Origin of the sequence: Kaistia defluvii, assembly GCF_026343955.1 — a bacterium.
GTDB classification, from domain to species: domain Bacteria; phylum Pseudomonadota; class Alphaproteobacteria; order Rhizobiales; family Kaistiaceae; genus Kaistia; species Kaistia defluvii.
In genome coordinates, this window is sequence record NZ_JAPKNI010000003.1 from 346,045 (window position 1) to 358,557 (window position 12,513).

At 65.7% G+C, this 12,513-nt stretch carries 12 protein-coding genes; 3 read left to right on the forward strand and 9 right to left on the reverse strand.

Annotated features, from left to right (window positions below; genetic code table 11):
• Nucleotides 1-10 precede the first annotated feature (10 nt).
• From OSH10_RS09700 to OSH10_RS09710, 3 genes are all read right to left on the reverse strand, one after another.
• The gene (locus tag OSH10_RS09700) at nucleotides 11-991 is read right to left on the reverse strand and encodes an ABC transporter permease (protein WP_266331464.1); all 981 of its coding nucleotides are present in this window, start codon (nucleotides 989-991) and stop codon (nucleotides 11-13) included.
• On the reverse strand, nucleotides 988-2,514 hold the full coding sequence (locus OSH10_RS09705; protein WP_266331465.1) for a sugar ABC transporter ATP-binding protein: 1,527 nt from the start codon (nucleotides 2,512-2,514) through the stop codon (nucleotides 988-990). Before OSH10_RS09705 ends, OSH10_RS09700 begins: the two co-directional genes overlap by 4 nt.
• 75 nt (nucleotides 2,515-2,589) lie before the next feature.
• A complete protein-coding gene (locus OSH10_RS09710; protein ID WP_266331466.1) occupies nucleotides 2,590-3,717 on the reverse strand; it encodes a sugar ABC transporter substrate-binding protein in 1,128 nt (375 codons plus the stop codon).
• A gap of 389 nt (nucleotides 3,718-4,106) precedes the next feature.
• On the opposite strand from OSH10_RS09710, the gene OSH10_RS09715 reads away from it, so the two are divergent.
• Entirely contained in the window at nucleotides 4,107-5,057 is a 951-nt protein-coding gene (locus tag OSH10_RS09715; protein ID WP_266331467.1) for a ring-cleaving dioxygenase, read from the forward strand.
• A gap of 77 nt (nucleotides 5,058-5,134) precedes the next feature.
• The gene (locus OSH10_RS09720; RefSeq protein WP_266331468.1) at nucleotides 5,135-5,806 is read left to right on the forward strand and encodes an alpha/beta hydrolase; all 672 of its coding nucleotides are present in this window, start codon (nucleotides 5,135-5,137) and stop codon (nucleotides 5,804-5,806) included.
• A 158-nt stretch (nucleotides 5,807-5,964) separates the two neighbouring features.
• Here OSH10_RS09720 and OSH10_RS09725 read toward each other — a convergent pair whose 3' ends face one another.
• The 6 genes from OSH10_RS09725 to OSH10_RS09750 form a co-directional block, all read right to left on the reverse strand.
• Nucleotides 5,965-6,756 carry an SDR family oxidoreductase gene (locus tag OSH10_RS09725; RefSeq protein WP_266331469.1) on the reverse strand — a complete coding sequence of 264 codons (792 nt, stop codon included), beginning with the start codon at nucleotides 6,754-6,756 and terminating at the stop codon, nucleotides 5,965-5,967.
• A complete protein-coding gene (locus OSH10_RS09730) occupies nucleotides 6,756-7,754 on the reverse strand; it encodes an ABC transporter permease (RefSeq protein WP_266331470.1) in 999 nt (332 codons plus the stop codon). The genes OSH10_RS09725 and OSH10_RS09730 overlap by 1 nt, the downstream gene beginning before the upstream one ends.
• A gap of 185 nt (nucleotides 7,755-7,939) precedes the next feature.
• Nucleotides 7,940-8,986, reverse strand: coding sequence for a sugar ABC transporter substrate-binding protein (locus tag OSH10_RS09735; RefSeq protein ID WP_266331471.1), 1,047 nt, complete (start codon nucleotides 8,984-8,986; stop codon nucleotides 7,940-7,942).
• Nucleotides 8,987-9,047: 61 nt separating this feature from the next.
• Nucleotides 9,048-9,851, reverse strand: a complete 804-nt coding sequence (locus tag OSH10_RS09740) for an ATP-binding cassette domain-containing protein (protein ID WP_266331472.1) — start codon at nucleotides 9,849-9,851, stop codon at nucleotides 9,048-9,050.
• Nucleotides 9,848-11,080, reverse strand: a complete 1,233-nt coding sequence (locus OSH10_RS09745; protein WP_266331778.1) for an ROK family transcriptional regulator — start codon at nucleotides 11,078-11,080, stop codon at nucleotides 9,848-9,850. The genes OSH10_RS09740 and OSH10_RS09745 overlap by 4 nt, the downstream gene beginning before the upstream one ends.
• A 374-nt stretch (nucleotides 11,081-11,454) precedes the next feature.
• Nucleotides 11,455-11,871, reverse strand: a complete 417-nt coding sequence (locus tag OSH10_RS09750; RefSeq protein ID WP_266331473.1) for a DUF3830 family protein — start codon at nucleotides 11,869-11,871, stop codon at nucleotides 11,455-11,457.
• A gap of 157 nt (nucleotides 11,872-12,028) precedes the next feature.
• On the opposite strand from OSH10_RS09750, the gene OSH10_RS09755 reads away from it, so the two are divergent.
• On the forward strand, nucleotides 12,029-12,502 hold the full coding sequence (locus OSH10_RS09755; protein WP_266331474.1) for a DUF992 domain-containing protein: 474 nt from the start codon (nucleotides 12,029-12,031) through the stop codon (nucleotides 12,500-12,502).
• Nucleotides 12,503-12,513: the final 11 nt, after the last annotated feature.

Genomic DNA, 12,513 nt, shown 5'->3' on the forward strand with positions numbered 1-12,513 from the left:
TCGACGCCGGTCACGAGAACAGCTCCAGTCGGTTGCGGACGCGCAGGATGCGGAAGGCGCCGAGGCTGACGGCGAGGAGCAGCACGACGCCCTGGAACAGCGGCTGCCAGAGCGGCGGCAGGTCGAAGACGAACAGAAGATCCTCGATCGTGCGCAGAACGAAGGCGCCGAAAATCGAGCCGATGGCCGAGCCCCAGCCGCCGAACAGCGAGGTTCCGCCGATGACGACGGCGGCGATGGAGTTCAGCGTATAGGTGCCGGCGATCGGCGCAGAGGCTTCGCCCGAATAGGTGTTGAAGGTCAGCATCAGCCCGGCGATCGACGCCAAAACCCCGGCGAGCGTATAGGCCAGCAGTTTCGCCTTCTGCACCGGTACGCCCGACATGTAGGCGGCCTGCTCGTTCGAGCCGACGGCATAGGCAGCGCGGCCGAGCACGGAGCGGCGATAGGGGATCCAGACCACCAGCACGACGACGAAAAGCACGACGAGGGCTGCCGGAACCACGCCGAAGACCTGGCCGGTCAGGAGATCCGCGATATCGGATTGCACATCGCCGCCAGGCCCCGGGCGGACGAACAGCGAGATGCCGTAATAGACGGCGCCGGTGGCGAGCGTGGTGATGATCGGCTGCAGCCGGCCCCAGACGACGATGGCGCCGTTGATGAAGCCGGCCAGCGCGCCGATCAGCAGCACCGCGACGATGCCGAGCAGACCCTCGCCGACCGTGCCGACGACGATGACGGAGGCGATGCAGTTCGCCATCACGAACACCATGCCGACCGAAAGATCGAGGCCGCGCGTCAGCACCGGCAGCGTCTGCGCCATGGCGACCAGCGCCAGCAGCACCGCCTTGTTGGCCGCCGTGGTGGCGACGGCGGGCGTCAGGCCGGCGCTGTGGTTGGAGATGTAGAGCGTGAACATCGCCGCGAACAGGACGACGGCCGTCAGCACGCCGGCATTGTGGGCGAACCAGTAGCGCCAGTTGCTCATGCTGCCTGCTCCGACGCGTCGATGTTGAGGGCGCTCTGCAGCAGGTTGCGCTCGGTCAGCGTCTCGCCGGCCAGTTCGCGCCGGATGCGGCCGTCATAGACGACGAGCACGCGGTCGCAGCAGCCGATCAGTTCGGCATAATCGGTCGAATAGAACAGGATCGCTGCCCCCTGGTTCGCAAGCTCCCGCATCAGGCGGTAGATTTCCTGCTTTGTGCCGACGTCGATGCCGCGCGTGGGATCGTTGAGCAGGATGATGCCTGGCGCCGTCATCAGCCACTTCGCCAGGACGACCTTCTGCTGGTTGCCGCCGGAAAGCGCCGAGACGGGCGCCTCGAGATCCGGCGTCTTCACCCGCAGCCGGTCGACCATCACCTGGACGGCGGCGTTCTCCTTGTCGGCATCGATGCCGAAACGGCCGAGCAGCTGCGGCAGGGCGGCGAGGGTCATGTTGTCCCGCACGCTCATCGGCAGCATCAGGCCTTCGGTCTTGCGATCCTCGGGGATCAGCGCCATCGGCAGCGGCGCATGCATCGCCTGGCGCGGACCATCGAGCGAGATCGGCTTGCCGTCGACGGCGACCGTGCCCGAGACGCCCTTCAGCACGCCGAAGAGAGCGAGCAGCAATTCGCGCTGGCCCTGGCCGTCGAGACCGCCCAGGCCGACGATCTCGCCCTTGCGGAGGTTGAACGTGACATCCTGGATCTCGCGACCCCAGGCGAGGTTGGCGGCGGCCAGCGCCACCGGCCTGTCGGTCGAGGGTTCCGGCTTCGGCGGATATTGGTGCGTCACCTCGCGGCCGATCATCATCTCGATGATGGCGTCGACGGAGCGCGCGCCCTTGGTGAAGGTCTCGATCTTGCGGCCATTGCGGAAGACGGTCGCCGTATCGGCCAGCGCCTCGATCTCGCGCATGCGGTGCGACACGTAGAGAATGCCGACGCCGGACTTCTTCAGCTCGCGAATGATGCCATAGACGCGCTCGACATCGTCGGCGGTGAGCGCCGAGGTGGCCTCGTCGAGGATCAGGATGCGCGGATCGCGGCCGAGCGCCTTGGCGATCTCCACCATCTGGCGGCGCGACAGCGGCAGGTCGCGCACGAGTTCGAGCGGATGCACATCCTCGCAGCCGACGCGCTTCAAGAGCGCCCTGGCGCGCTCGCGCTGGCCCTTGGCGTCGATCAGGCCGAGCCATTTCGGCGGATCGACGATGGAAAGGTTGTCGGCGACCGTCATTTCCGGCAGCAGCGACAATTCCTGGAACACGCAGACCACGCCGGCACGCATCGCCTCGGTCGGCGATTTGAACCGGACCGGCCGTCCCTCGATGAAGACCTCGCCCTCGGTCGGGTCGGTGACGCCGGAGGCGATCTTGATCAGCGTCGACTTGCCAGCGCCGTTCTCGCCCAGCACGGCCTGGATCTCGCCGGGATAGACGGAAAAATCGACATCGGTCAGCGCGGCGACGCCGCCATAGCGCTTCGAGATCCGCTTGAGCTCGAGATAGGGCTTCCGGTCGGACAAGGATGAACCCGCAGAACTGGAGGACAAAAGAGCCGGCGGGCCATGACAGCCCGCCGGTCGATCTCGGATAGGATCTTACTTGTTCTCTTGGGTCTGACCCATGATTTCCTGGGCGGTGAAGTTGATGCCGCAATCCGGGAAAGCGTTGCCGACGAAGAAGTTGTCGGATTCCTTCGAGTAGAAGTTCACGCCGTCCTTGAAGTCGGGATCATGGTCGATGGCGAGCGGCAGCGCGATCGACTGCGGCACGACATCGCCTTCGAGCGCGGCGATGGCGGTCTTGATGGCGACGGCGACCTGCGCCGGGCCGCTGCCGGCCGAGGTGCACTTCAGGCCATCGGCCGAATGCTCGGCGCAGAGCTTGCGGAAGCCGTTCTCCGTCTCGCCGCCGACCGGCACGAAGGCATGGCCGGCGTCCATGAGGGCACGAACCGTACCGGTCGAGCCACCCTGGACGGTGACGCCATCGAACTTCTTGTGCACGGCGACGGCGTCGGCGGTCACCTTCTGCGCGGTGCCGTCGTCCCAGCGGCCGATGACTTCGACCGTCTCGAACTTCTTGCCCGACTTGCCGAGCACTTCCTGCACGCCTTCATGGCGGTCACGGTCGACCGAGGTGCCGGTCACGCCGCGTACTTCGAGCACCTTGCCGCCATTCGGCAGGTGATCGACCAGCCACTGGCCCCAGAGTTCACCGAGGCCCTTCTGGTTGACGTTGACGTTGATGGCCTCGTCGGTGTCGAGCGTGTTGTCGAAGGCCACGAGCACGACGCCGGCCGCCTTGGCGCGCTTGATCACCGGCTTGAAGGAAGTCGGGTTCTGCGCGTTGACGACGATCGCGTCATAGCCGGAATTGATGAAGTTATCGACGGCGGCGATCTGCGCGGCGACGTCGTCACCGGTCGAGACGACCTTGAATTCCTTGAGCTTGGCCTTGATGTCCGGCTGCTCGGCATAGGCCTTGGCGGTCTGGATCATCTGGATGCGCCAGGTATTGCCGATGAAGCCGTTGGCGAGCGCGATGCGGTACGGGCCTTCCTTCTTCGGGAATTTGAAGAACTTCGTCTCGGGCGTCCAAGGCTTGAAGCACTTGGCGTCGGCGCTCGGTCCCGCGACGATCTCGGGGCCGGCCGCATGCGCGGCCGTTGCCAGGGCACCCACGGCGATCGTTGTCGCCAGAAGCTGCCGGATGAGCTTCATCATGTCGTATCCTCCCAATTGTATTTTCTATATTCCGGCTGACGACGGTCGCGCCGATGGCGCGCTTCTCCCCGTCCTTCATCCGTCTCGACTGGTCTGCCTCCGGTCGAAGCCCGCGCGCTCCCATCTCAAATGGGATGCCCTCTTTACCGAGCCGCGATGCTCCTTGCACGCAAAATGCGTCCTTGCGGCAGCGCCGTCCAGAACTTCTTTGTGGCGGCCTTCGCGACTGCGCATCTCTTTGCGTCAAGCGCCCTGTTACGTTTCGTCAACACCGGATCCGCAGTTTGCGATTGTCCATTCTCCGGAGACAACCTTATTCTGAGTGGCCGGTTGAGTTTCGAGCCAGAAAGGCCATTTTCCTGCCAACGAACTCTTTGGGAGACCTGATCATGGACCTGAAGCTCAACGGCTTCCATCATCTCACCGCGATTACAGCAGACGCGCCGGGCAATCTTGCCTTTTACACGAAGGTGCTCGGCCTGCGCCTGGTCAAGAAGACTGTCAACCAGGACGATACCAGCGCCTACCACCTCTTCTATGGTGACGGCGCCGCGACGCCCGGTTCCGACATCACCTTCTTCGACTGGCCGGTCGGCCCGGCACGCCGTGGCACGCATTCGATCGTCCGCACCGGCTTCCGCGTCGATGGCGACAGCCTCGGCTGGTGGCGCGATCATCTGCGCGCGCAGGGCGTCAAGGCCGGCGACGTCACCGATCTCGGCGGTCGCCAGGGCCTGATCTTCGAGGATCCGGAAGGGCAACGCCTGTCGCTGGTCGACAATGGCGTCAAGACGCAGGGACATCTGTGGGAACGCAGCCCGGTTCCGGCCGAGCACCAGATCCTCGGCCTCGGCCCGATCTCGATCAGCGTGCGGGATCTCGCCCCGACCGAGCAGGTGCTGACCCGCGTCATGCACATGAAGAAGGTGCGCGACTATCCGCAGAGCGCCGTCTCGACCAACCAGGTGCATGTGTACCAGATGGCCGAAGGCGGACCGGAGACCGAGCTGCACGTTCTGGTCGAGCCCGATGCGCCGACGGCGCGCGAAGGCGCGGGCGGCGTCCACCATGTCGCCTTCCGCACGCCGGACAATGACAGCCTCAGGCTCTGGGCCGAGCGGGTGCGCGATTTCCGCATCGGCTCCAGCGGCGAGGTCGAGCGCTACTATTTCCGCTCGCTCTATTTCCGCGAGCCGAACGGCATCCTGTTCGAGATCGCCACCGACGTTCCGGGCTTCACCGCCGACGAACCGATGGAGACGCTGGGCGAGCATCTGTCGCTGCCGCCCTTCCTGGAAGGACGCCGCCAGTCGATCGAGGACAATCTGAAGCCGCTCTAGCCGCTTCGGAGCCAAAGGAAGGCCGGATCGCGGGCAGACCGGCGATCCGGTCCAACGGGAAAGGGGACGGGACGACCATGACCATCGACAGGACCAGGGGCTCCGGCCCGCATTCGGGCCAGCGCATCCTGACGGCCGGCGCGCCGATCGAGGCCGCGCGCGGCGCGGTCATCACCATCCATGGCAGGGGCGCCAGCGCCGACGACATCATCGGACTTTCCGGGCATCTCGGCCAGGACGACATCGCCTACTTTGCACCGCAGGCGGCCGGGTCGGTCTGGTATCCACAACGCTTCATCGAGCCCAAGGCCCTCAACCAGCCCTGGCTCGATTCGGCGCTCGGCGTCGTGCATGCCCTGGTCGACGACATCGCGGCCGCGGGCATCGCCCGCGAGCGGATCGTGTTGCTCGGCTTCTCGCAGGGTGCCTGCCTGGCGCTCGAGGCGGTGGCGCGCAAGCCCGGCCGCTATGGCGGCGCCGTGGGGCTGAGCGGCGGCCTGATCGGCACGTCGCGAGAGCTCTGGGACGGCGCCGATGATCTGGCCGGGACGCCGGTGCTGCTCGGCTGCGCCGAACTCGACGGCCACATCCCGCTGTCGCGGGTGCAGGAGACGGCGGATCGATTCGAACAGGCCGGCGCCAGCGTGACCACCCGCATCTATCGCGGCTCCGCGCATGGCGTGAATGCCGACGAGATCGAACTGACGACGGCGCTGCTCTCCGCCCTGGGCAGCCCGGCGACGGCCTGATCCGTCCAGGTGAGAGACTCACCCCAACCCTCTCCCGCGCGCGGGAGAGGGGGACCGTCTGCGCCAAGGACGGGCATCGCTCCACGTCGATGATGGTCGCCGTAGAAAGCCCTCGCCCGCTTGCGCGTGAGGGTTGGGCGGGGGCTCCTCTTGCTTCCTCAGCTCGGCGTGAGGCGAAAATCCTTGCTCTCCGGCAGGGTCTGGCCGCCATCGACGACGATGGTGGTGCCGGTGATGTAGGACGACTCATCGGAAGCCAGGAACAGCGCCGCATTGGCGATGTCGTCCGGCGTGCCAAGACGGCCGAGCGGGATCGAATCCTCCATCCCCTTGATGAAGGCGGCGCTGCGGCCGGCCTTCATGCCCTCGGTCAGGATGTTGCCGGGCTCGATGCCGTTGACGGTGATGCCGTAGCCGGCGAACTCCAGCGCTGCCGCCTTGATGAAGCCGTTGATGCCGGCCTTCGAGGCCGAGTAGTGGCCATGGCCCGGGCTGGTGACGCGCGGGCCGGTGATCGACGAGGTGAAGATCATCCGGCCGTAGCCTTTGGCCTTCATCGCCGGCAGGGCGGCGCGGGCGACCAGATAGGTGCCGCGCAGGTTGACGCCCATGACGGCGTCCCATTCGTCCGGCTCGATGTTCTCGATCAGCGTCCAGGGATAGATGCCGGCATTCTGCACGACGATGTCGATGCCGCCGAAATGCGTGACGGCCTCGGCGACCGCCCGCTCGGCATCGGCCTTCTGCGAGATGTCGGTCTCGACGAAGCGCGCCCTGTCCGGTCCGCCAAGCGAAGCAGCGAAGGCGGTGCCGGCCTCGACTTCGGTATCCGCGACCACGACGCGCGCGCCCTCGGTGGCAAGGCGCCTCGCAATGGCGCCGCCAATGCCGCGCGCACCGCCGACGACCAGCGCGGAGCGGCCCATGAGCCGTTGGGGGGAATTGCTCATCAGGCGAGCCTCTTTCGGATGTTGAGCTTGAAGGTATCGAGAAGGACCGCCACCAGGACCATGCCGCCCTGGATCAGCTGCGTGAAATGCGCCGGCATGCCCATCAGGTTGATCGCCGTCTGGATCGAGGCAAGCAGCAGCACGCCGGCATAGACGCCCGGCAGGCTGCCGACGCCGCCCTTGAGGCTGACGCCGCCGATGACGACCGCCGCGAAGGTCTGGAACAGCATGCCGACGCCGAGATTGGCGGTCGCACCCGAGGTGCGGATGGCGAGCAGCCAGCCGGCGAGGCCTGCGATCGAGCCGGCGAGCACGAAGGTGATCGCGGTCAGCTTGTCGACCTTGATGCCGGCGCGATAGGCCGCGGTGGGGTTGCCGCCGATCATCAGCAGGTGACGGCCGAACGGCGTGCGGTTCAGGATGAAGGCGAAGACGAGCGTCGCGAGGATCGCGACCCAGCCCATCAGCGGGATCTGCAGGAAGCGCTCGATCGCCAGGAAACGCAGTTCGGCCGGCAGTTCCTGCGCCGAGCGACCACCCGAAAGCGCCACGACCAGGCCGCGGCCCCAGATGAAGGCGGCGAGCGTGACGATGAAGGAGTTCATCTTCAGCCGGACGACGAAGAAGGCGTTGCTGGCGCCGACCAGCGCCCCAACGCCCAGCGCGATCACCAGCGAGATCGGCACTACCAGCCAGGCGGGCGTGAAGCTGAAACCGAAGCCGACGCCGGACTTGGCGAACAGGATGCCCACAACCATCGCGGCCAGCGCCATGACGGATTCGATGGAAAGGTCCATGTAGCCGGCGATGATCAGCAGCGACAGACCGATCGCCAGCGTGCCGACGAAGGTCGACTGCTCGACGATGTTGGCGAAGATGCCGATCTGGAAATAGTTCGGGATGGCCAGCGAGAACAGCGCCAGCACGGCGATGAGGATGAACCAGACGAGATGATCGAGGACGAACTCGATCACAGCCCTGCGGTTGGACGAGAGCATGGAGCGGCTCCGGGTGTTGCGCGATAGCGGGATCAGGGCGCACGGTCGGCGGCATCCGGGGAGGCGGATGGCGCGGGACCGGCAGGGGCAGCCTCAGCTGGCCATTCGCGGACATGCCGGAATGGACGCGGCGGCGGCTGTCGTCCCGGCCCCTGGCCGGGACGACGTCTCTACGCCTGGGGCGCCTACTCGACCGACCTGATCGGCGCTTCCGGGGTCTTCATGTTGCCCCAGAACTTCGGATCGTCGACATTGGCCTTGGTGATGGCGGCACCCGGGATCTTGATGTTCGGGCCCCAGCTTTCCTCGGTCACGACACCTTCCAGGCCGAGCACGTCATAGGTGCCGGGCTTGATCGGCTGCTTGTTGACGACCTTGTCCGCGAACATGGCGAGCGCCGCGGCCTGGGCGAACAGCGGCTGCTCGACCTCAACCTGCTGCCAGCCCTTGCGGATTAGGTCGAGACCGACCGGCGCGCCGTTCGACGAGATCAGAAGCACGTCGCCGGGCTTCTTGCCGGCGGCTTCGAGCGACGCGACGGCGGCGACCGAGAGATGCGCGGCATGGACGAAGATCAGGTCGATGTCGGGATTGGCCAGAAGCTGGTCCGACACGATCGAACCGGCGGCCGAAGCTTCCCACTGCATGGCCGGCTTCGAAATGATGGTGACGTCCGGAAACGCCTTCATCTTCTCTTCGAAGCCCTTCTGGATATCGAGCGTGTAGGGATCGCCGGGGTCGCCAAGAACCTGCAGGATCTTGCCCTTCACCGCGCCGTTCTTTTCCTTGAGCAGGCGCTCGGCCTCGCCGGCCGCGACATGGCCGATCTCGACCGTGCCGGCAACCGAGGTCAGGTCGCTCTTCGTCGACGTGATCTGGCGATCGAACTCCATCACCGGAATGCCGGCCGCGCGCGCGGCCTCGATCTGCGGCTTCAACGCGTTGAAGTCGACGGCGGCGAGCACGATCGCCGACGGCTTGAGCGCGATGACGTCGTTCATCTGGCCCTGCTGCACGTCGGTCTTGTTGTCGGCGTTGAGCGCGACGGTCTCGTATCCGACGTCCTTCATGAACTTGGTGATCGCCGTCACCGAGCCGGTCTGGAATTCGTCCAGCAGGGTCGGCACGAGATAATAGATCTTGCCCTTGTCAGCCGCCCAGGCGGCCGGGGTCAGGAAGGTCGCGGCGCCGAGCACGACGGCTCCCGCCAGAACACCCATCAATCGCTTCATATTGCTGTTCCCTTCGCTCTTGTCGTTCAGTCTGGAAGTCCGGATGAGCTGTTAGCCAGCCCTATCCCGCGTGCTGGGCTTGACCGTTGGTGTGGTCGGCAGTCCGCGCGCGGCCGCCCAATGCCTCGCCGGTAATGAGGTGAACAATCTGATCCGGCGAGGTTTCGCTCGTGCGGACGTCGCCTGCGACCATGCCCTGGCGGATGACGACCATGCGATCGGCGACCTGGAAGGCCTGGCTCATGATGTGCGTGATGAAGACGACGCCGATGCCCTGGTCGGCGATGCGGCGGATCAGATCGAGGCCGCGGCGCGTCTGCTCGACGCCGAGCGCTGCGAACGGCTCGTCGAGCAGCACCAGCTTGCCGCCCCAATGGACGAAGCGGTTCAATTCTATCGCCTGGCGCTGGCCGCCGGAGAGGTGCTCGACATTGGTGCGCAGCGACGGGATCTTGGTGCCGGCCGAGGCCATCGCCTGGGCGACGACGTCCTCCATCGCCTTCTCCTGCAGCACCGGAATGCCGAAATACTTCTTCACGATCTCGCGGCCCATGAAGAAATTGGCCACGACGTCGACATTGGTGCAAAGCGAAAGGTCCTGATAGACCGTCTCGATGCCGGCCGCCTTGCCGTCGGCGGGCGACGTGAAGTGGCGCTCGGCGCCGTCATAGATCACCTTGCCGGAGCTTGGCTCCAGTCCGCCGGAAATGATCTTCACCAGCGTCGACTTGCCGGCGCCATTGTCACCGAGCAGGGCAACGACCTCGCCGCGACCGATTTCGAAGCTGATGTCGCGCAGCGCCTGGATGGCGCCGAAGCTCTTGGAGATGTTCTCGAGCCGCAGGAGCGGCGCCTCGGTTGTCATGCAGCTACCTCTTTCTTTGCCGGGCCGGTCATGATCGGATCGCGCTCGGTGCGCTCCTCTTCGCCGGCGAAGAGGAGACCAAATCGAGGGGACAGCGCCCCAGAGATCGCCAGTGCCGCCGCGCCGCGCAGCACGGCGTCCTGGCCATCACGGGACAGCATCAGACGCGGCGTCGTGCGACCGCTGCGCGCGGCGACCGAGGGCGTCAGCGGCTCCATCGCCACCAGCAGACGCTGCAACAGCGCCTCCGACGCAAGGCCGCCGATGACGATCGTCTCGGGATCGAACAGGTTTTCGATCATGGCGATGGCTAGGCGCAGCACCGGAGCCGCCTCCGCGATCCAGGCATCGACGACATCCGGATGGTCGTCCATGGCGGTTTCGACGGTGGCGGTCGGATCCACCGCCTTGAGGCGGCGATCGAGCGCATCGCGCGACACATAACGCTCCAGGCAGCCGCGATTGCCGCACGGGCACGGGTCGCCACCCGGCACAAGCGGCAGATGGCCGATCTCGCCGGCATTGCCATAGACGCCGCGCAAGACGGCGCCGTCCTGTACCGCCGCGCCGCCGAGGCCGACGCCGAAATAGACATAGTAGAAGCCCTTGAAGTCGCGCCCGATGCCGTAGAGGCGCTCGCCCAGCGCGACCGCGCCCAGTTCGGCACCGGCAAAGACCGGCAGGGCATTGGCTTCGGCCAGACGGTCACGCACCGGAATGCCCTTCCATCCCTCCAGGGTCGTCGGGCCGACGAAGCTCATGGAATCGACATCGCTCGGACCCGGCATGGCGACCCCGATGCCCAGCATGCGGCCTTCGGGACGCAGGGCGCGCATCTCGGCGATCAGCGCCTCGAAGAACGGAAACGTCGCCTCCGGCGATACCCGGGACATCGGATGGTGGCGGGTGCCGACGATCTTGCCGGCGAGATTGACCAGCGCGGCCGAAACACCGATCGGCGTCACATGCAGGCCGATGGCAAAGCCACCTTCCGGATTGAGCGTCAGATTGGTGCGCGGCAGTCCCCTGCCCTTCGGCGCTTCGCGCGAGCCCATGACGAAGCCCTGCAACTCCAGCTCGCGAATGATGGTGGACACGGTCTGGACGGTCAGCCCGACCTTGCTCGCAATCTCCCCCCGAGCGATCGGCGCCTCCAGCCGGATCGTTTCGAGCACGATCCGCCGGTTATAGGGTCGCCCAAACTCCTGGTTTGTCCCGCGCAGCGCCATCGTCGCTCCCATCCTTATGCCTCTACGTTAGGCGAGCCATTTATTAAGTCAAATGGATTTACAGATTAGGTCAAAACGGTCCGGGAACAGCGGCCAGGCCCGTGCACAAGCGGTGCGCAAACCGTGCAAAACCCTGTTTGCAAGCTGTGCAAAGCTGGTGCACGGAGCGGGGAAAAGCCTGTGCAGGAGGCAGGGAAAAAGTCTGGAAAAGTCTGTGGAGACCTTGTGGAAAGGCCCTGCTCAAGGCTGGGGATAGCCGCGGCAAAGCCTGTGCATGACCTGTGGATGCGAGGCCGGCAGCGCACAAAAAAGCCCCGGCGCGCAGGCACCGGGGCGGATATTCCGTCGTTTGAAGAAGACGGCGCGCGGCCGGTTTAGTCGGCCAGTTCGAACACGATGTCCTGCGCGCCCTTCCAGAGCGTCAGCTTGCCGAGCGCGACCAGGTTCTCGCGGCCTTCCGTGATCGTCAGGAAGTGGTTGCCCGAGAGCTGGCCGACCTTGGAGGAGAAGTCGACGCCGCCATAGGCGAGCAGGATTTCCGTCTCGCTGATGCCGCCGGGATAGAGGATGAACTCGCCCGGTGCCGGATGGCTGGTGTTGTTCTCGAAGCCGAGGCCGAGATCAAGATCGCCCAGCGGGATCCAGCAACCCTCGCCGCTCCAGCGAACATGGATGATCTTCTCGCGATAGGGCAGCAGCGTCTTGAAGACCGCGCAGGTCTTCGGCGCCAGTTCTTCCTCGAGCTTGCCGTAGAAGGTGAACGGGCCTGCGGTGATTTTCAGCTTGGTCATTCGATCTCGTCTTTCTCGCTACGCTCGATGCAATCTTGGCGGTCGCCGCGCCCTCACCCTGACGTGATGGGCTGCGACCCGCAACCGGTTCGAGAGACGGGAACAATCATTCCGGCCGCTCGTTTTCCGTGACCTGTCACCTAGCACGAGGTTCGACATGTCCGCTTCCCTCAAGTTTGTCATGGCAGCTTCAACGCTGATCGCCCTATCCGCCGCCATGCCGGGTGCTGCTTCCGCCGCGACCCGGACCGGCACGCTGGTGTGCAAGGTGGCGCCGGGCATGGGATTCATCGTCGGATCGAGCAAGAAGCTCGATTGCACCTTCAACTCCCGGCAGGGCGCCGAGCGCTATATCGGCAAGATCAACAAGCTTGGCCTCGATGTGGGGATGACGACCGGCGGCCAGATCGTCTGGGCGGTGATGGAGCCGTCCAGGCGGCATGGCGACCTGACCGGGACCTATGCCGGCGCCACCGCCGAGGCAACCGCAGGGGTCGGTCTCGGCGCCAATGTGCTGGTCGGCGGCGGCAACAACTCCGTCTCGCTGCAGCCGCTCTCCATCTCGGGACAGAAGGGTCTCAATCTCGCTGCGGGAATCGGATCGGTGACCTTGTCGCGAGCCGGACGTTAGCCGGGCGGCGG

Excerpts from the sequence above, each read along its gene's own strand:
- OSH10_RS09725 (WP_266331469.1), bottom strand. The coding sequence starts at position 6,756 with ATGAGCAATTCCCCCCAACGGCTCATGGGCCGCTCCGCGCTGGTCGTC.
- OSH10_RS09750 (WP_266331473.1), bottom strand. The coding sequence starts at position 11,871 with ATGACCAAGCTGAAAATCACCGCAGGCCCGTTCACCTTCTACGGCAAG.
- OSH10_RS09700 (WP_266331464.1), bottom strand. The coding sequence starts at position 991 with ATGAGCAACTGGCGCTACTGGTTCGCCCACAATGCCGGCGTGCTGACG.
- OSH10_RS09745 (WP_266331778.1), bottom strand. The coding sequence starts at position 11,080 with ATGGCGCTGCGCGGGACAAACCAGGAGTTTGGGCGACCCTATAACCGG.
- OSH10_RS09730 (WP_266331470.1), bottom strand. The coding sequence starts at position 7,754 with ATGCTCTCGTCCAACCGCAGGGCTGTGATCGAGTTCGTCCTCGATCAT.
- OSH10_RS09740 (WP_266331472.1), bottom strand. The coding sequence starts at position 9,851 with ATGACAACCGAGGCGCCGCTCCTGCGGCTCGAGAACATCTCCAAGAGC.
- OSH10_RS09710 (WP_266331466.1), bottom strand. The coding sequence starts at position 3,717 with ATGATGAAGCTCATCCGGCAGCTTCTGGCGACAACGATCGCCGTGGGT.
- OSH10_RS09735 (WP_266331471.1), bottom strand. The coding sequence starts at position 8,986 with ATGAAGCGATTGATGGGTGTTCTGGCGGGAGCCGTCGTGCTCGGCGCC.
- OSH10_RS09755 (WP_266331474.1), top strand. The coding sequence starts at position 12,029 with ATGTCCGCTTCCCTCAAGTTTGTCATGGCAGCTTCAACGCTGATCGCC.
- OSH10_RS09715 (WP_266331467.1), top strand. The coding sequence starts at position 4,107 with ATGGACCTGAAGCTCAACGGCTTCCATCATCTCACCGCGATTACAGCA.
- OSH10_RS09720 (WP_266331468.1), top strand. The coding sequence starts at position 5,135 with ATGACCATCGACAGGACCAGGGGCTCCGGCCCGCATTCGGGCCAGCGC.